This window comes from Streptomyces sp. NBC_01275, from assembly GCF_026340655.1.
GTDB lineage: Bacteria > Actinomycetota > Actinomycetes > Streptomycetales > Streptomycetaceae > Streptomyces.
Genome location: NZ_JAPEOZ010000001.1, coordinates 5,177,408 through 5,193,877 on the forward strand (window position 1 = coordinate 5,177,408; position 16,470 = coordinate 5,193,877).

General features: G+C 72.6%; 17 protein-coding genes. 11 read left to right on the forward strand and 6 right to left on the reverse strand.

Annotated elements, in window-relative coordinates; all coding sequences use genetic code 11:
- The first annotated feature begins 142 nt into the window (after window positions 1-142).
- Both OG562_RS22790 and kynU read left to right on the forward strand, forming a co-directional pair.
- Entirely contained in the window at window positions 143-1,000 is an 858-nt protein-coding gene (locus tag OG562_RS22790) for a tryptophan 2,3-dioxygenase family protein (protein ID WP_266400656.1), read from the forward strand.
- Window positions 993-2,222 carry a kynureninase gene (kynU, locus tag OG562_RS22795; protein ID WP_266400658.1) on the forward strand — a complete coding sequence of 410 codons (1,230 nt, stop codon included), beginning with the start codon at window positions 993-995 and terminating at the stop codon, window positions 2,220-2,222. Before OG562_RS22790 ends, kynU begins: the two co-directional genes overlap by 8 nt.
- Here the strand turns inward: kynU and OG562_RS22800 are convergent.
- Complete coding sequence (locus OG562_RS22800; protein WP_266400660.1) at window positions 2,146-3,006, reverse strand: TetR/AcrR family transcriptional regulator; 861 nt, start codon at window positions 3,004-3,006, stop codon at window positions 2,146-2,148. The two genes, kynU and OG562_RS22800, sit on opposite strands and share 77 nt — an antisense overlap.
- 198 nt (window positions 3,007-3,204) lie before the next feature.
- Between OG562_RS22800 and OG562_RS22805 the strand changes: the two genes are divergently transcribed.
- From OG562_RS22805 to OG562_RS22835, 7 genes are all read left to right on the forward strand, one after another.
- Window positions 3,205-4,095 (forward strand): S9 family peptidase, encoded by an 891-nt coding sequence (locus OG562_RS22805; protein WP_266400662.1) that lies wholly within the window; start codon window positions 3,205-3,207, stop codon window positions 4,093-4,095.
- Window positions 4,096-4,251: 156 nt separating this feature from the next.
- Window positions 4,252-5,262 (forward strand): alpha/beta hydrolase, encoded by a 1,011-nt coding sequence (locus OG562_RS22810; protein ID WP_266400663.1) that lies wholly within the window; start codon window positions 4,252-4,254, stop codon window positions 5,260-5,262.
- The gene (locus tag OG562_RS22815) at window positions 5,255-6,559 is read left to right on the forward strand and encodes an acyltransferase (protein ID WP_266400664.1); all 1,305 of its coding nucleotides are present in this window, start codon (window positions 5,255-5,257) and stop codon (window positions 6,557-6,559) included. Before OG562_RS22810 ends, OG562_RS22815 begins: the two co-directional genes overlap by 8 nt.
- Before the next feature lie 31 nt (window positions 6,560-6,590).
- Entirely contained in the window at window positions 6,591-8,069 is a 1,479-nt protein-coding gene (locus OG562_RS22820; protein WP_266409466.1) for a sensor histidine kinase, read from the forward strand.
- A complete protein-coding gene (locus tag OG562_RS22825) occupies window positions 8,066-8,740 on the forward strand; it encodes a response regulator transcription factor (protein WP_266400666.1) in 675 nt (224 codons plus the stop codon). Before OG562_RS22820 ends, OG562_RS22825 begins: the two co-directional genes overlap by 4 nt.
- A 139-nt stretch (window positions 8,741-8,879) precedes the next feature.
- Window positions 8,880-10,292, forward strand: coding sequence for a sensor histidine kinase (locus OG562_RS22830; RefSeq protein WP_266400667.1), 1,413 nt, complete (start codon window positions 8,880-8,882; stop codon window positions 10,290-10,292).
- Window positions 10,289-10,954 carry a response regulator transcription factor gene (locus OG562_RS22835; RefSeq protein ID WP_266400669.1) on the forward strand — a complete coding sequence of 222 codons (666 nt, stop codon included), beginning with the start codon at window positions 10,289-10,291 and terminating at the stop codon, window positions 10,952-10,954. The genes OG562_RS22830 and OG562_RS22835 overlap by 4 nt, the downstream gene beginning before the upstream one ends.
- Before the next feature lie 9 nt (window positions 10,955-10,963).
- Here OG562_RS22835 and OG562_RS22840 read toward each other — a convergent pair whose 3' ends face one another.
- Complete coding sequence (locus tag OG562_RS22840; RefSeq protein ID WP_266400670.1) at window positions 10,964-11,257, reverse strand: hypothetical protein; 294 nt, start codon at window positions 11,255-11,257, stop codon at window positions 10,964-10,966.
- Window positions 11,258-11,380: 123 nt separating this feature from the next.
- On the opposite strand from OG562_RS22840, the gene OG562_RS22845 reads away from it, so the two are divergent.
- On the forward strand, window positions 11,381-11,935 hold the full coding sequence (locus tag OG562_RS22845; protein WP_266400672.1) for a hypothetical protein: 555 nt from the start codon (window positions 11,381-11,383) through the stop codon (window positions 11,933-11,935).
- A gap of 5 nt (window positions 11,936-11,940) precedes the next feature.
- Here the strand turns inward: OG562_RS22845 and OG562_RS22850 are convergent, their stop codons facing one another.
- A complete protein-coding gene (locus OG562_RS22850) occupies window positions 11,941-12,135 on the reverse strand; it encodes a DUF397 domain-containing protein (RefSeq protein ID WP_266409467.1) in 195 nt (64 codons plus the stop codon).
- A 219-nt stretch (window positions 12,136-12,354) separates the two neighbouring features.
- Here OG562_RS22850 and OG562_RS22855 point away from each other — a divergent pair, with 219 nt between their 5' ends.
- Window positions 12,355-13,608 carry a cytochrome P450 gene (locus OG562_RS22855; RefSeq protein ID WP_266400673.1) on the forward strand — a complete coding sequence of 418 codons (1,254 nt, stop codon included), beginning with the start codon at window positions 12,355-12,357 and terminating at the stop codon, window positions 13,606-13,608.
- Between the two features lie 2 nt (window positions 13,609-13,610).
- Here the strand turns inward: OG562_RS22855 and OG562_RS22860 are convergent, their stop codons facing one another.
- The 3 genes from OG562_RS22860 to OG562_RS22870 all read right to left on the reverse strand — a co-directional run bounded on the left by OG562_RS22860 (window position 13,611) and on the right by OG562_RS22870 (window position 16,440).
- Complete coding sequence (locus tag OG562_RS22860; RefSeq protein WP_266400674.1) at window positions 13,611-13,835, reverse strand: hypothetical protein; 225 nt, start codon at window positions 13,833-13,835, stop codon at window positions 13,611-13,613.
- Window positions 13,836-13,930: 95 nt separating this feature from the next.
- Window positions 13,931-15,511, reverse strand: a complete 1,581-nt coding sequence (locus OG562_RS22865; RefSeq protein ID WP_266400676.1) for an ABC transporter permease — start codon at window positions 15,509-15,511, stop codon at window positions 13,931-13,933.
- The gene (locus OG562_RS22870; RefSeq protein ID WP_266400678.1) at window positions 15,508-16,440 is read right to left on the reverse strand and encodes an ABC transporter ATP-binding protein; all 933 of its coding nucleotides are present in this window, start codon (window positions 16,438-16,440) and stop codon (window positions 15,508-15,510) included. Before OG562_RS22870 ends, OG562_RS22865 begins: the two co-directional genes overlap by 4 nt.
- Between the last annotated feature and the right edge of the window lie 30 nt (window positions 16,441-16,470).

Genomic DNA, 16,470 nt, shown 5'->3' on the forward strand with positions numbered 1-16,470 from the left:
TTGCGCAGGTCCGCCTGGTGTGACCAGGCGGACCTTGCCATTTCGGTGGACCATCGAAGAGGATGCCCGGCGGGGACCGGGGCCACCGTGTCGAGAACGGCAGGGGCGGACCGCTACCCGGAGCACGTATCAGGAGACAGCGATGTCCCACCAGGCTCAGCCTTCTCAGGAAACCGCAGAGGCTTCGGAGCCCGAGACCCCGCATCTCGACTTCGCAGGAACCACCCCCTACGAGGACTACGTCAAGGCCGACGTCCTCACCCACCTCCAGCACACCCTCTCCGACGATCCCGGAGAGATGGTCTTCCTGGTCACGACCCAGGTGATGGAGCTGTGGTTCACGGTCATCGTCCATGAGTGGGAGACCGCGGCGCGCGCCCTGCGCTCCGACGACGTGCCGACGGCCGTCGCCGCGCTGAAGCGTTCCGTACGGGAGCTGGACGCGCTGAACGCCTCCTGGCGGCCGCTCGGCCAGCTCACCCCGGCGCAGTTCAACTCCTACCGCTCCGCCCTCGGCGAGGGCTCCGGCTTCCAGTCGGCGATGTACCGCCGGATGGAGTTCCTGCTCGGCGAGAAGTCCGCGTCCATGCTGGTCCCGCACCGCGGCGCGCCCCGCGTCCACGCGGAGCTGGAGAAGGCCCTGCACGAGCCGGGTCTCTACGACGAGGTGCTGCGGCTGCTGGCGCGGCGCGGGCACGCGATCCCCGCGTCAGTGGTGCAGCGCGACGTGTCCCGGCGCTATGAGCCGTCGGCCGAGGTGGAGGCGGTGTGGACCGCGCTCTACTCGGGCGACGAGAACGACGAACTCGCCCGTCTCGGCGAGGCGTTGACCGATGTGGCCGAGCTGGTGTGGCGCTGGCGCAACGACCACCTCGTCGCCACCCGCCGTGCGATGGGCGCGAAGGCGGGCACCGGCGGCTCGGCCGGCGTGGCCTGGCTGGAGAAGCGCGCGCAGAAGAACGTGTTCCCCGAGCTGTGGACGGCGCGGTCCCATGTCTGAACTCTCCTTCAAGGCAGCGGAGTTGGACGCCGGTGACCAGCTGGCGGAGGTGCGCTCGCGGTTCGTCCTCGACACGGTGTCCGATCATGCGGCTGACGCCGCGGGCGTCTACCTCGACGGCAACTCGCTAGGCGCACTGCCGGCCGCCGTCCCCGGCCGCGTCGAGGACGTCGTACGCCGACAGTGGGGTGAACTGCGCATCCGGTCCTGGGACGAGAGCGGCTGGTGGACCGCGCCCGAGCGGATCGGCGACCGGATCGCCCCGCTGGTGGGCGCGGCGGCCGGCCAGATCGTCGTGGGCGACTCCACAAGTGTCAACGTCTTCAAGGCGCTTGTGGGCGCGGTGCGACTCGTGGAGGAGCGTGGGGGCGACGGCCGGGACGAGATCCTCGTCGACGCCACGACCTTCCCCACGGACGGCTACATCGCCGAGTCCGCGGCCCGGCTGACCGGCCACACCCTGCGTGCGGTGACGCCGGGCGAGGTCCCGGCGGCCCTGTCGGACCGTACCGCCGCGGTGCTGCTCAACCACGTCGACTACCGCACGGGACGCCTCCACGACCTGCCGGGACTGACCTCCGCCGTGCACGCGGCGGGCGCGGTCGCCGTCTGGGACCTGTGCCACAGCGCGGGCGCGCTGCCGGTCGGCCTCGACGAGCACGGCGTGGACCTCGCGGTCGGCTGCACCTACAAGTACCTGAACGGCGGTCCGGGTTCACCCGCGTACCTGTATGTGCGCGGCGACCTCCAGGACCGTTTCGACTCGCCGCTGCCCGGCTGGAACTCGCACGCCGAGCCCTTCGGCATGCGGCCCGCCTACACGCCGGCCGAGGGTGTGCGGCGCGGGCGCGTCGGCACCCCGGACATCCTCTCGATGCTCGCGCTGGAAGCGGCACTCGACGTCTGGGACGGGGTCTCGGTGGCGGCCGTCCGCGCCAAGTCCCTCGCCCTGACGGACTTCTTCCTCGAGTGCGTCGAGGCGTACGTCCCCGAGGGCCGCGTCGAGTCCCTGACGCCGGTGCGGCACGAGGAGCGCGGCAGCCAGATCGCTCTGCGCTGCTCCGACGCCGGCGACGTCATGCGCCTGCTCATCGAGCGCGGGGTCGTCGGCGACTTCCGCCGCCCGGACGTCCTCCGCTTCGGCTTCACCCCGCTGTACGTCGGGTTCGCGGACGTGGAGCGGGCGGCGCGGGTACTGGGGGACGTGTTGGCGTCCCGCTAGGGCCCTGGTTCCGGGGCGCGTCCTGGACGACGTACACCCCCGCCGTCGCGGCGGCGTGCGCGGCTCGTGCCGCGCGGTCGGCGGCGGGGGCGTCCGGGGGCGTGCCGGTGGTCAGCAACGCGTAGTAGAGGGGCGCGGACACGGCCCGTACGACCGCCTTCGCGTCCGTCCCTGCGGGCAACTCACCGCGTGTCACACCCTGTTGGACGCGCGGCGCCCATTCCGCGACGCGCACCTCGTGGAAGCGGCGCAGCGCCTCGGCGGTCCGTGCGTCACAGGCCGCCGCGGCGATCACCGCCCGGAGCAGAGGCCCTTGGCGGGCGTCGGCCAACGTCCGTTGCACCACACGGCCGTTGGCGAGCAGATCGCCGAGGACGGACCCGGTCCCCGCGCGCGGGAGCGAGGTCTCGGCCATCGGGAGCGTGGCCCCGGTTTCCGGAGGCGAGGTCTCGGTCCTCGGGAGCGAGGCCTCGGCCGACGGGTCGGACTGGGTCCTAGGGAGCGAGGCCTCGGCCGACGGGTCGGACTGGGCAGAAAGGCCGGACGGGTTGGACAGGTCGGACTGGGCGGACAGGTCGGAGAGCAGATCGGCGACCAGTCCCGGCACGGACCCCCAGCGCCGGTATACGGTCGTCTTGCCGACCTCGGCCCGCCGGGCGACGTCCGTCAGATCGAGGCGGTCGAAGCCCTCCTCGGCGAGGACGTCCCCGGCCGCCCGCAACACGGCGGCGCGGACGCGGGCGGTGCGTCCTCCGGGGCGGACGGTGCCGGGCTCGGCAGACATAACGGCCCTTCCTGGGATCAGAACGCGCACGTCGTCAGCGTAACGAAACAGCAGAACCGTTTAACCCTCACCGAGCGTGACATCCGCGTGTCCGCGCACGTCACCGGCCTGATACCGTCCCGGCCAACGGTCGAACTCTCCTCGGGTCCGCCACATCTGTTCCGCCCAAATCCGTTTCACCGCTGAGAGGTTGGAGTAATGCCGGACGACGTCGTCGCAGCCCGGGCCGCTGACGAGGAGGAGTCGGCCTTCTCGCATCCGCCCGTCGACCCCGACGCCACCGCCGCGTACGGCGACCACCCCGATCAGGTGATCGACTTCTACGCCCCGCGGGCGGCGGCCGGCCTGGAGGGCCCTGCTCCGGACGCTTCCGTTCCGCTCATCGTCGTTCTGCACGGCGGGGCCTGGCGGGCGGCGTACGACCGGCGGCACACCACGCCGTTCGCGGACTTCCTGGCTCGGCGCGGGTTCGCGGTGGCCAACGTGGAGTACCGGCGGGGGGCCGCGACGCCGGGCGGGCCTCCGGTCGCGGGTCGCTGGCCCGACACCTTCGACGACGTCGCCGCGGCCCTCGACGCGCTGCCCTCGCTCGTCCGGCAGGCCCTGCCCCAGGCCGACGCGCGCCGCACGGTGCTCACCGGCCACTCGGCGGGCGGCCATCTCGCGCTGTGGGCGGCGTCCCGGCATGTGCTGCCCGCCGACGCGCCCTGGCGCACCGGCGGCCCGGCCCCGCTGCGGGGCGTGGTCGCGCTGGCCCCGATCGCGGACTTCGAGGTCGCCGGGAAGCTGGACGTGTGCGACGGGGCGGTCCGTCAACTCCTCGGCGGTGACGAGGAGTTCGCGCTGCGGCGGCCGTACGCCGACCCCGCGCTCCTCCTCCCGACGGGCATCGCGACGACCCTGGTCCAGGGGCGTACGGACCTGATCGTCCCGCAGGCGGTCGCCGAGGCGTACGCGGACGAGGCGGCGAAGGCGGGCGAGGTGGTCGGCCTGACCCTGCTGGAGGACGTCGGCCACTTCCCGCTGATCGATCCGGTGGCGGACGCCTGTGCCGTGGTGGCGGAGGAGATCGCCCAGCTGGCGTGGTGACAGCTGTTTCTTTCGACCCCTGGGTGTCGTACCCGTAGTACCTGAGAGCTACTTCCCAGGACAGCTCCTCAGCGGGACGCGAGCTACGCGAGCCGATCCGTAACTTCCAAGCCAGTAAGGCCCGATGACGGGCGGGACTGGCGGGGGAGGGGCGGGATGACGCGGCTCGACGGGGTTCGTTCGCGTGGCCGACGGCAGCGCGAGGAGGGAACGGCCCGGGGCCGGCGTTGGTTCCGCGCCCTGCTGGCCGTCCTCGTCACCGCCGCGGTCGTCGTCCCCCTCACGGCGGCGATCCGACCGCGGATCCCCGCCCCGGCCCCCGCCGCCCTCGCGCCGGCGACGGCGGCGACCCTGGACGAGACGTACGCGGCGAACCGGGCCAACGCCGCCCTGGCGTCCCGGATGGCCGCCGCCCACGGGGACCGCCATCGCGCGGCCGCGGACCGGACGCTCGCCGCCCCGTCCCGCAGACTCCTCGCCTTCGACGGCCGCGGCGCCGGCCGGGCGACGGAGGTGTTCGGAGACCTCGCGCACGCCGACCGCGTCGCCGTCCTCGTGCCCGGCTCCGACACCTCACTGGACACCTACGGCCGTTTCGACGCCGGAGCGCAGGCGCTGTACAAGCGGCTCACCCGGCAGACCGGCGCCCGCACCGCCGTCATCGCCTGGCTCGGCTACACCACACCCGGCACGGTGAGCACCACCGTCATCACCCCGGCCCGCGCCGACGAAGCCGCCCCGGGCCTGCGGGAGTTCGTGAGCGAGCTGCGCGCGGTCACCGCCCCGGACGTCCGCATCTCCCTCCTGTGCCACTCCTACGGCTCGGTCGTGTGCGGCCGCGCCGCCCCCGGCCTGGACGTGGACGACCTCGTCCTGCTCGGCAGCCCCGGCACCGGCGCGGACTCCGCGGCCGGCCTGCGCACCCGCGCGCGGGTCTGGGCGGCCCGGGGCGCCGACGACTGGGTGGCGGACGTCCCGCACGCCAGCGTCGACCTGCTCTTCACGACGGTCGGCTTCGGCGTCGACCCGGTCTCCCCGTCCTTCGGCGCCCGTGTCTTCGCCGCCGGCGACGGCGGCCACAGCGACTACTTCAGCCCGGGCTCGGTCTCCCTGACCAACCTCGCCCGGATCGTGCTCGGCCGGACCACGGAGGTGTCCCGTGCATGAGACCCCGCTTGAGACCTCGTTCGAGACCTCGTTCGAGACGCCCCTTGAGACTTCGCGCGTACGGCGAACCGGCCGGGCGAAGGAGCGCGTACGGCGGGCCGCCGCCCGGGTCGACGCGGCCACTCCGCCCGAGCGGGACCGGGCGGTGGACGCCCTGCGGGCCCTGGCCATCCTCGGCGTGGTCCTCGGCCACTGGCTGGTGACCGCCCTGGTCGCGGACGGCGACACCCTGCGTGCCGCGAGCCCCCTCGGCCCCATGCCCTGGCTGGCTCCCGTCTCCTGGGTGTTCCAGACCCTCGCCGTGTTCTTCATGGTGGGCGGCCATGTGGCGACCCGAAGCCTCGCCTCGGCCCGCGCCCACGGCGGGACCCGCGGGACCTACGGCGGCTGGCTGCGGGCCCGGCTGGCCCGGCTGTTCCTGCCGGTGGCCGCCGTGCTGGCGGTGTGGACGGCGGCCGCGCTCGCCCTGCTGCTCGGCGGCGCGCCCTTCGTCACCGTGCACACCGTGGTCAAGCTGGCGTTGTCCCCCCTGTGGTTCCTGCTGGTCTTCGCCGCGCTGACGGCGGCCACCCCGCTGCTGGCCCGGCTCAACCCGCTGTGGCCGCTGGCCGTCGTCCTGCACGTGGACGTGGTGCGCTTCGGCCTCGGCGGACCGGCCTGGCTGGGCTGGGTGAACGTGGCGGCGGGCTGGCTGGTGCCGTACACCCTGGGCGCGGCCTGGACCCGCGGCGAGCTGGAGCGCCCCCGAGCGGGCTGGACCCTGCTGCTGGGCGGCGCGGCGGCGACGGCGCTGCTCGTCGCGGTGGCGGGTTACCCGGCGTCGATGGTGGGCGTGCCCGGCGCGGCGGTCTCCAACCTCGACCCGCCCACCCTGGCCGCCGTCACCTTCGGCCTCGCCCAGTGCGGACTGGCCCTGCTGCTGCGCGACCGGCTGCGCCGCGCGCTGCGCCGCCCGGTGGCCTGGGCGGCCGTGGCCCTGGTCAACCTCTCCGCGATGACGGTGTTCCTCTGGCACCAGACGGCGATGATGGCGACCACCGCGACCGGCCTCCTCGCGGGCCGTCTGCCCGGCCTGCACACGGCCCCCGACGGCCTGACCTGGGTCGCGGACAGGCTGCTGTGGCTGCCGGTGTTCGCCCTGGTCCTGGGGGTGTGCTGGGCGGCGTTCCACGGCTTCGAGCACGGCGGCGGACGACGGGCGCGCGGGAGCCGGGGCCCGGGGCCGGGCGGGTCACGGGTCGTGCGGGTCGGGCGGCGACCCGAACCGGCGGGGCTGTCGACGGCCCGCCGTGTCTAGGGTGGTGCGGACGAACGGGGTGGAGAGGTTGCTGACCAGGGTGCAGGGGTGGGTGATCCGCGGCCTGCGGGTGCTGCGCGACGACCTGTGGACGGCCCGGGCTGAGCCCCTTCCGCCCTCCGTCTGGCTGCGCTGGCTGCCGCACGGCCTGGTCTGGCTGGTCGCGTTCGGCACGACGGTCGCCAACCTCGACCAGATGACCGACCGCTACCAGCTCGGCATGACGTACGGAGTGCCGGCCGCGCTGGTGCAGGGCGCAGCGGTGGTGCTCGCTCTGTGGCGGCCGGTGCCGGCCTGGTGGCTGTCCCTGGTGGTCACGGTGCTGGCCGCCCTGGGCGCCCGGGCGGAGATGCTCGCCGACCTCAACGTGGGCGGCCGTCTGTGGGGCCCGCCCAGTCCGGGCACGACCACGGACCTTCCCGGTTGGCCGTGGGGCCCGCCCGGTCTGATCGCGCACTGCATGGTGCTGCTGCTGCTCGCTCTGCGGGTGCGCACCAGGGTGTCAGTCGAGGCGCTGGTGCTGACCGCGCTGGTCACCTATCTCGTGCAGGGGGGAATCGGCGGCGCGAACTACGAGTCGACCGGTGTGCTGGCGGTGGCCCTCTTCGCCGTCGTCGTCCTGCTCGGCACCGCCCTGCGCGGCCGCCGCGAGGCCCGCAGCCAGCTCGTCGAGCAGGCCGGCATCACCGCAGAGGAGCGCGCCCGGCGCACCGTGCTGGAGGAGCGCAACCGCATCGCGCGCGAGCTGCACGACGTGGTCGCCCACCATATGTCGGTGATCTCCATCCAGGCCCAGGTCGCCCCGCACCTGGTGGAGAACCCGTCCGAGGCGCTGAAGGAGAACCTCGCCGGCATCCGGCAGAACGCCCTGGAGGCGCTCGCCGAACTGCGCCGGGTGCTGGGCGTGCTGCGCTCGGAGAACCCCGAGGACCCCTACGGGCTCGGCGCGGCCGGCACCGGCGCCGCGCCGGACACCCCGCAGCCCACGCTCGACCGTCTCGACGCCCTCATCGAGAACACCCGCGCCACCGGACTGGACGTGCTGGCCGTCGTCGAGGGCGACGCCCCCGGGTATCCGCCGGGCGTGCAGCTGTCGGCGTACCGGATAGTCCAGGAGGCGCTGAGCAACGCGTTGCGGCACGCGCCGGGCTCCCGGGTGCGCGTGGAGGTCGTCCACCGTCCCCAGGGCCTGCACCTGGAGGTCGCCAACTCCCGCCCGAGCCGGCCCGTACGGCCCTCCCCGGGCGCGGGGCACGGCCTGCTCGGCATGCGGGAACGGGCGGTGATGCTGGGCGGCCACGTCAGCGCCCACCCCACGCTGCACGGCGGTTTCACGGTGACGGCGTTCCTCCCGAGGGACGGCGCAGCGACACCTCTCGACGCGGCCCTCGACCGCCCCGATGCTCACGACTCCGACGACCCCGCCGTCCCCGAGGGCCTCGAACTCGTCTTCCCGGACGACTTCCCGGACGACCCGCCCTCGCCCCCGACAGGAGAAGGAAGACCATGACGAGCGGCGCCATCCGCGTACTGATCGCCGACGACCAGCAGATGGTCCGGCAGGGCTTCACCGTGCTGCTCAACGCCCACCCGGGCATCGAGGTGATCGGACAGGCGGTGGACGGCCTGGACGCCATCGCCAAGGTCGCCGAACTCGCCCCGGACGTCGTCCTGATGGACATCCGCATGCCCGAGCTCGGCGGCATCGAGGCCACTAACCGCATCACCCTCGCCCACCCCCACATCAAGGTGCTGGTCCTCACCACCTTCGACCTCGACGAGTACGTGTACGAGGCGCTGCGCGCCGGGGCGTCCGGCTTCCTGCTCAAGGACGCCTCCGCGGACCAGCTCGCGGAGGCGGTCCGGGTGGTGGCGGCCGGCGACGCCCTGCTCGCGCCCGGCATCACCCGCAAGCTGATCGCCGAGTTCTCCCGGCTGAACGGCAAGCCCAGAGCCCCGGTGAAGGAGCGCGTCGGCGATCTCACCGAACGCGAGACGGAGGTCCTCACCCTGATCGCGCAGGGCCTGTCCAACGCGGAGATCGCCCGGCAGCTCGTCGTCGCCGAGCAGACCGTGAAGACGCACGTGGGCCGCATCCTGGTGAAGCTGGGCCTGCGGGACCGTACGCAGGCGGCGGTGTTCGCGTACGAGTCGGGGCTGGTGCGGCCGTCGGGGTACTGAGCGGCGGAGTCCTGACCGGGGACTGCCGGGGGTCCCGGCCCGGGACCCCCGGCAGTCCCCGTAGTACTTGAGGCGGATCCGCCGGAACCCCTCTCACTGGTGACGACCGCGACCCCTTCCTCCCCCTACCGTCTTGTATGTGACCGACACGACGCAGACGCACCTCACGCCGCCCCCGGACGAATCGTTCGAGGCCTACCAGCCGCGAAGCCCGGAGTTCCGGGCGGCGATGGACGCCCTGCGCGGGCTGCGCCAGGACCTGATCCACGACGCCTTCGCCTACCGCCCGCTGCCCCGCAGGGAGCCCACCGGCCGCCTGCTGCGCCGCCTGAAGGGCCGCAAACGGGAGTACGCGTCCTGGTCCCGGCACGCGCTGGTCGTGGCCGGCGGCGTAGTGGCGATGCTGGTCGCCGGGGATGACGAAGGCGGCCTGCTGTCCCTTCTGCTCGGCCTGCTCGTCCTGGCGCCCGTGCTGATGACGCTGATCAGGCCGGTGGGGGCGTTCTGGCTGTCCCTCGCGTCGACCTCGGTGGTGGCCCTGCTCGGCTCGGCGTACGACAACTGGCCGTGGCTGCCCGGCACTTTCATCTCTCACCTGCTGGTGCTGACGGTCGTGGCGATACGCACCCGCCCGCGCACGGCGGCCTGGATGTGGCTGATGACGGCGCTCTACGCCTTCGTCGCGGAGACCGTCTTCGGGAGCGGCCACTACGCGACGAACTCCGCGCCCATGCTGGTGACCTCCGCGATCATCCTGCTCGCGATCACCGTCTGGCACATCCGTCGGCAGGCCGAGGAGGAGGTCACCGCGCAGCAGACGGTGACCGCGCACGAGCGCTCCCGCCGCACCCTGCTGGAGGAGCGCACCACGATCGCCCGCGAGCTGCACGACGTGGTCGCCCACCACATGTCGGTGGTCGCCATCCAGGCGGAGGCCGCCCCCTACCGGGTGGAGAACCCGCCGCCGGAGCTGGAGAAGGCCTTCGCCACCATCCGGGAGAACGCGGTGGCGGCCCTCACCGAGCTGCGCCGGGTGCTGGGCGTGGTCCGCGCCGAGGACTACGAGGTGCCGGACGCCCCGCAGCCCACGCTCGCCGAGCTGGACGCGCTGCTCGCCAACGTCCGGGAGACGGGCCTGGACGTGCAGAAGACGATCACCGGTGCGGTCCGCGAGCTCCCGCAGGGCGTCGAGCTGTCGGCGTACCGGATAGTCCAGGAGGCGCTGAGCAACACGCTCCGGCACGCGCCCGGAGCGAGCGCCCGCGTGGAGATCGGCTATGTCCTGGGCGGCCTGGGCCTGCGCATGGTCAACGGAGCACCCCCGAACCCCGCCCTGATCAAACCGTCCCCCGGCGCCGGCCACGGCATCACGGGCATGCGGGAGCGGGTGAGCATGCTGAACGGCGAGATGACGGCCGAACGGACCCAGGACGGAGGCTATGAGGTGACGGTGTTCCTACCGGTCCCGATGGCCAAGGAGCAGTCCGCGCCCTCCGCGCCCTCCGCGCCCTCCGATCCCTCCGGCCCCTCCTCGCCCGAGGACAGGTCATGACGATCCGAGTACTGATCGCCGACGATCAGATGATGGTGCGCGAGGGCTTCTCGGTCCTGCTGAATGCGATGCCGGACATCGAGGTCGTGGGCGAGGCGGTCAACGGCCGTGAGGCGATCGACCGCGTCCGCGAGCTGACCCCCGACGTGGTCCTGATGGACATCCGCATGCCGGAGCTGAACGGCATCGAGGCGACCCGGGAGATCGTGGCGGCGGACGGCACGGCGAAGGTCCTGGTCCTGACCACCTTCGACCTCGACGAGTACGTGTACCAGGCCCTGCGCGCGGGAGCCTCCGGCTTCCTCCTGAAGGACGCGTCGGCCCGCCAACTGGCCGACGGCGTCCGCATCGTGGCAGCCGGCGAGGCCCTCCTGGCCCCCTCCGTCACCAGACGCCTGATCACCGAGTTCTCCAAACTCACCGACACCCCCCGCCTCGCCTACACCGCCCAGTCGTCCTACGGCGACCTGACCGAACGCGAGACGGAGGTACTGATCCTCATTGCCCAGGGCCTGTCCAACCTGGAGATAGCCGGCCGGCTGGTGGTGGCGGAGTCCACGATCAAGACCCACGTAAGCCGCATCCTGGTGAAACTGGGCCTGCGGGACCGCACGCAGGCGGCGGTGTTCGCGTATGAGGCGCGGTTGGTGACGCCGGGGTAGGGCGGCCTGTCAGCAGAGAGCCCGGTACTCGTCCGAAGGCTCCACCAGCTCCGGACGCTCCACCGGGTACCGCTCCCCGTGCAGCGCGCACATCGCCCAGTGCCACGCCTCGTCGTGGAAGACGAGCCCGCGGTACGGTGCCTCGCTCGGCTCGTACGGGTACCACGCCAGGGCCGCCGCCCAGGACTCCGCGAGGGGCATCCGCCCGTACCGCCGCATGACCCACGCGTAGCAGCGCCGCTCGTTCTGCAGATACGAGCAGTACTCGGCCTCGCTCCACTCGGTCCACTCACTCCCCGCCATATGCCGACCCTAGCCACGGGGGCGCGGTGCTGGCCGCCCGGCGGAAACCGGAGGCTTTCCCGCAACGTCCCTGTCTCTGATCGGATCCGGTTCGCGCCGGGCCGGGACAGGGAGGGGCAGGGTATGAACCCAGGTCAGCAGACGGAGTTCCACGCCTCGTGCGGGCATTTGATCGCGGCTCCGGCCGACCGCGCCGGACAGGAGGTTCGATGTCCCCACTGCCACCAGGTGGTCCGGGTCCCGTCGCCGGACGTCCCGTACGCCACGCCCGTCCCGGTACCGGCCGGTGCGGTGGAGCCGGTTCTCCTGACCGCTCTCTACGTGATCGCGCTGATCGGCGGCCTCATGGGGGCCGTGCTCATCTACTTCGTCATGTTCGACGACTTCTCGGAAACCGAGCTGGTCACGATCACGCCGCTGTGGTTCTTCCCGATCGTCTTCGGCCTGTATGGCTTCAGCTCGCAGCGACTGCTCCGAGGTATCGCCGCGGGCCGCGGGGGCACCCTCGCCGAGGCCGCCCGCCTGTCGATCGACCTCGGCGGTCGCTGGGCCGCCCTGACCCTCTTCCCGTTCCTGGTCCTGAAGTGGCGCAGCTCGCTGCTGGTGTCGCTGGCGGCGGCACTCTTCTGGGCGGTTCTGCTGTGGCTGTTCTTCGCGGTGGTGTTCCCGACGCTCTGAGGGGACTATCCCTGCGGGGAGTGCCCGAACTGCCTGAGGAACGAGGTCCAGCTCTCGCGGGAGACGGTGAGTAGAGGGGAGCCGAGCGGTTGTTTGCTGTCGCGGACGGCTCGGCCGTGGGGTGCCGTGTCGGCGACCTCTACGCAGTTGCTCTGCGTCCCGGGATAGGACGACCGCCGATCGTAGTAGGTCGAACGCAGTGGCGTAAGCGGTTAGATCCTCGGGCCTCCAGGATCGAGGTACCCCTCAGGTTCCGCAGCACGAGGTTCCGCAGCACGCGGATAGTACGTGACACAAACCACTAGGGCGGCGGCCGACGGTCCCCGCTGTGCTTGCTGTGGCGGCGGGCGCGCGGAACTGATCGCCATTCCCCGAGACCCCCCTGGTCAGCACCCCGCCCCACCGGTTAGCGTCCGTCCATGGCAGCTCCTGACGACCGCGACCGAGATCACGACCGCGCCCACGGCCTCGACCTCCGCTTCGACCCCTGGGACCCCGCCTTCCTGGCCGACCCCTACCCCGCCTACGCCGAGCTGCGGGAGCGGGGGCGGGTCACGTACTACGAGCCGACCGATCAGTGGCTGGTGTCGCGGCACGCGGACGTGTCGGCGTTGTTGCGGGAGCGGCGGCTGGGGCGGACGTATCAGCATCGGTTCACGCATGAGGAGTTCGGGCGGACGGCGCCCCCGGCCGAGCACGAGCCGTTTCACACGCTCAACGATCACGGGATGCTCGACCTCGAGCCGCCGGACCACACCCGGATCAGACGGCTTGTGTCGAAGGCGTTCACCCCGCGCACGGTCGAGCAGCTGAAGCCGTACGTGCGCAAGCTCGCCGGGGAGTTGGTGGACCGGTTGGCGCAGGAGGGCGGGGGCGATCTGCTGACCGATGTCGCCGAGCCGCTGCCCGTCGCCGTGATCGCCGAGATGCTCGGCATTCCGGAGTCGGATCGGGCCCCGCTGCGGCCCTGGTCGGCGGACATCTGCGGGATGTACGAGCTGAGCCCGTCGCAGGAGACGGCGGCGAAGGCGGTGCGGGCCTCCGTCGAGTTCTCCGAGTATCTGCTGGAGTTGATCGCCGAGCGGCGCAAGGAGCCGGGCGAGGATCTCATCTCCGGGCTCATCGCCGCGCACGACGAAGGCGACCGGCTCACCGAGCAGGAGATGATCTCCACCGCCGTGCTGCTGCTCAACGCGGGGCACGAAGCCACCGTGAACGCCACCGTCAACGGGTGGTGGGCGCTGTTCCGCAACCCCGACCAGCTGGCCGCGCTCCGCGCCGACCACTCGCTCGTCCCCTCCGCCGTCGAGGAGTTGATGCGCTACGACACTCCGCTCCAGCTCTTCGAACGGTGGGTGCTCGACGACATCGAGATCGACGGGACCGTCGTGCCCCGCGGGGCCGAGATCGCCATGCTCTTCGGGTCGGCGAACCACGACCCCGCCGTCTTCGCCGACCCCGACCGACTCGACCTCGGCCGCGCCGACAATCCGCACATCTCCTTCAGCGCGGGCATCCACTACTGCATCGGCGCGCCCTTGGCGCGGATCGAGCTGGCCGCCTCCATGGCCGCACTGCTGGAGAAGGCCCCGACCCTCGCCCTCGCCGCCGAGCCCCGGCGCAAGCCGAACTTCGTGATCCGGGGGCTGGAGGGGCTCAGCGTCGTGCTCTGACGTCAGCGTCGTGCTCTGATCCGGCTGACCAGGGCCCACAGCGCGGCGCCCAACGCCATCCCGCCCAGCAGCGCCAGCGGCAGTTCCGCGTAGAGGACCTTCCAGTCGGGGGCCGCCTCGAAGCGCCAGAGGCGGGCGCGGACGTCGACGGCCCAGAGCGCGAGTCCCGCGCCCGCGCCGAGGGCCATGGTCAGACATCCTGCGGCGGCCTGCGTACGTTGTCCCATGCCCGGGACGGACGTGCGCCGACCGCCGCCGGGTTCCCCCATGTGGGTTACATCCCTGTACATCCATGTGGGTTACGACGTCGCGTCACGTCGCATCACGTCACATCGCGTCGGCGCAGCCCTGCCAGACCCACTCCCACCAGCACCCCCGCCACCCCCACCAGTACCAGCACCGGCGGCCAGTCCATCTCCCCGCCCGGCAGCTTCGGCAGGTGGGCGAAGGGGGAGAGGTCCAGCACCGCCTGTGGGGCGTCCAGCGCCGGGCCGATCCAGCCCAGCAGCAGGATCGCGCCCGCCGCGCCCCACGCAGTCGGCGCCACTCGCGGAGCGACCCCGTACAGCAGGACCGCCAGCCCGCCCACGGCCCACACCGCCGGAAGCTGCACCAGGCACGCGGCGAGGATCGAGCCGGTCTCCTTGCCGTAGCCCACCGCGAAGCCCAGGCCCGCCAGCAGCATGATCAGGGCCGCGCCGCCGAAGGCGACGAGCAGGTGGCCCGTGGCCCAGCGCAGTCGGCCCACCGCGTTCGCCAGGATCGGTTCCGCCCGGCCCGAGGTCTCCTCGCCGTGCAGCCGCAGCACCGATCCGACCGCGTACAGCGTCGCGATCAGGCCCAGCATGCCGACCATGGCGGCCAGGAACGCGTCCGTCAGGCCCGTGTGTCCGCCCATCCGCTCGAAGATCTCGCGGGCCTTGTCGTTGTCGGCGACGAGGTCGGCCGCGCCGTCCGTCAGCCCGCCGTAGACGACTCCGGCGAGGAGGAAGCCGACGCTCCAGCCGAGCAGGCCGCCGCGTTGCAGCCGCCAGGCCAGTGCGGCCGCCGACCCCAGCCGCCCCGCCGCCGGGCCCGGCCGGGTCGGCAGGAAGCTCATGCCCAGGTCCCGGCGGCCGGCCAGCCCGTACGCCACCGCCGCCTGCACCCCGACCGCCCCGGTGAACAGCCCGAGCACCCACCACCGTTCGCCCGCGAACGCCCGCAGGTTCTCCAGCCAGCCCAGCGGAGACAGCCAGGTCAGCGGCGACGACTCCCCGGCTCTCGCCGAGTCGCCCGCCGCGCGCAGTACGAACGCCGCGCCCAGCACCGCCGCCGTCAGCCCCCGGGCCAGCCGCGCGCTCTCCGTGAGCTGAGCGACGATCGCCGCCATGGTGGCGAACAGCATGCCCACCCCGGCCAGCCCCAGACCGAGGGCCAGCGCGCCCGCCGCTCCCTGGCCGGCCAGGCCCGCCGTCACCAGCAGCGCCAGCACGGCGTTCGCGACCCCCGCCGCCAGCAGCGCCGCCGTCAGCGAGGCCCGCCGGCCCACCGCACCGGACGCGATCAACTCCTGACGCCCGCTCTCCTCCTCGTCCCGGGTGTGCCGTACGACGATCAGCAGGCTGGTCACCGCCGCGAGCGCACCGGCGTACACGCCGACCCGCCAGGCGGTGAGCGCGCCGAGGGAGTCGTCGAAGACGGGGCCGATCAGCGCGCGGAAGGAGGCGTTGGCGTTCATCTGGTCGAGCAGGTGGGCGCGGTCGGCGGGGGTGTCGTACAGGCCCTCGAGGGTGTTCGGCATGGAGAGGACCATCAGGGTGTTCACGGCCACCCAGACGGGGATCTGCACCCGGTCGCGGCGGAGCGCGAAGCGCAACAGGACGCCGGTGCCGGTCAGTTGGCGCTGCGCGAGGGTGCTCACTTCGCCACCTCGCCAAGGGCTTCCCTGCCGAGGACTTCCTCGCCGAGGTCTTCCTGGTAGTGCCGAAGGAACAGCTCTTCCAGCGTCGGCGGCGTCGACGTCAGCGACCGTACGCCCGAGTCCGTCAACGACCGCAGTACGGCGTCGAGTTTGTCCGTGTCGACCTGGAGCCGGACGCGCCGGCCCTGTACGTCGAGATCGTGGACGCCGGGGAGGTGCGCCAACCCGTCGGGAGGAGCGGCGAGTTCGGCCGTCACGCTGGTCCGGGTCAGATGGCGCAGGTCGGCCAGCGAGCCCGTCTCCACCGTGCGGCCCCTGCGGATGATGCTGACCCGGTCGCACAACTCCTCGACCTCGCTGAGGATGTGGGAGGAGAGGAGGATCGTCCGGCCCCGCTCCCGCGCCTCCTGCACGCAGCGCTGGAAGACCTCCTCCATCAGCGGGTCCAGGCCCGAGGTCGGCTCGTCCAGGATCAGCAGGTCGACGTCCGAGGCGAACGCGGCGACCAGGGCGACCTTCTGCCGGTTGCCCTTGGAGTACGTCCGGCCCTTCTTGGCGGGGTCCAGTTCGAAGCGGTCGATCAGCTCGGCGCGGCGGGCCGGGTCCAGTCCGCCGCGCAGCCGGCCGTAGAGGTCGATGACCTCGCCGCCGGAGAGGTTGCGCCACAGGGTCACGTCGCCGGGGACGTACGCGATGCGGCGGTGTGTCTCGACCGCGTCCGTCCAGGGGTCGCGGCCCAGGATCCGGGCGGCACCCGCGTCGGCGCGCAGCAGGCCGAGCAGGACGCGTACGGCGGTGGACTTGCCGGCGCCGTTGGGGCCGAGGAAGCCGTGCACCTCGCCGGAGGCGACCTCCAGGTCGAGGCCGTCGAGCGCGTGCGTGCGGCCGAAGGACTTGTGGAGTCCGGACACCGTGATGGCCTTCGTCATGCTTCCGAACGTACGCTTCTTTCAGAAGTT

Bases quoted from the DNA above. Each gene is read 5' to 3' on its own strand.
- OG562_RS22790 (WP_266400656.1), top strand. From the start codon at position 143: ATGTCCCACCAGGCTCAGCCTTCTCAGGAAACCGCAGAGGCTTCGGAG.
- kynU (WP_266400658.1), top strand. From the start codon at position 993: ATGTCTGAACTCTCCTTCAAGGCAGCGGAGTTGGACGCCGGTGACCAG.
- OG562_RS22800 (WP_266400660.1), bottom strand. From the start codon at position 3,006: ATGTCTGCCGAGCCCGGCACCGTCCGCCCCGGAGGACGCACCGCCCGC.
- OG562_RS22805 (WP_266400662.1), top strand. From the start codon at position 3,205: ATGCCGGACGACGTCGTCGCAGCCCGGGCCGCTGACGAGGAGGAGTCG.
- OG562_RS22810 (WP_266400663.1), top strand. From the start codon at position 4,252: ATGACGCGGCTCGACGGGGTTCGTTCGCGTGGCCGACGGCAGCGCGAG.
- OG562_RS22825 (WP_266400666.1), top strand. From the start codon at position 8,066: ATGACGAGCGGCGCCATCCGCGTACTGATCGCCGACGACCAGCAGATG.
- OG562_RS22835 (WP_266400669.1), top strand. From the start codon at position 10,289: ATGACGATCCGAGTACTGATCGCCGACGATCAGATGATGGTGCGCGAG.
- OG562_RS22840 (WP_266400670.1), bottom strand. From the start codon at position 11,257: ATGGCGGGGAGTGAGTGGACCGAGTGGAGCGAGGCCGAGTACTGCTCG.
- OG562_RS22845 (WP_266400672.1), top strand. From the start codon at position 11,381: ATGAACCCAGGTCAGCAGACGGAGTTCCACGCCTCGTGCGGGCATTTG.
- OG562_RS22855 (WP_266400673.1), top strand. From the start codon at position 12,355: ATGGCAGCTCCTGACGACCGCGACCGAGATCACGACCGCGCCCACGGC.
- OG562_RS22860 (WP_266400674.1), bottom strand. From the start codon at position 13,835: ATGGGACAACGTACGCAGGCCGCCGCAGGATGTCTGACCATGGCCCTC.
- OG562_RS22870 (WP_266400678.1), bottom strand. From the start codon at position 16,440: ATGACGAAGGCCATCACGGTGTCCGGACTCCACAAGTCCTTCGGCCGC.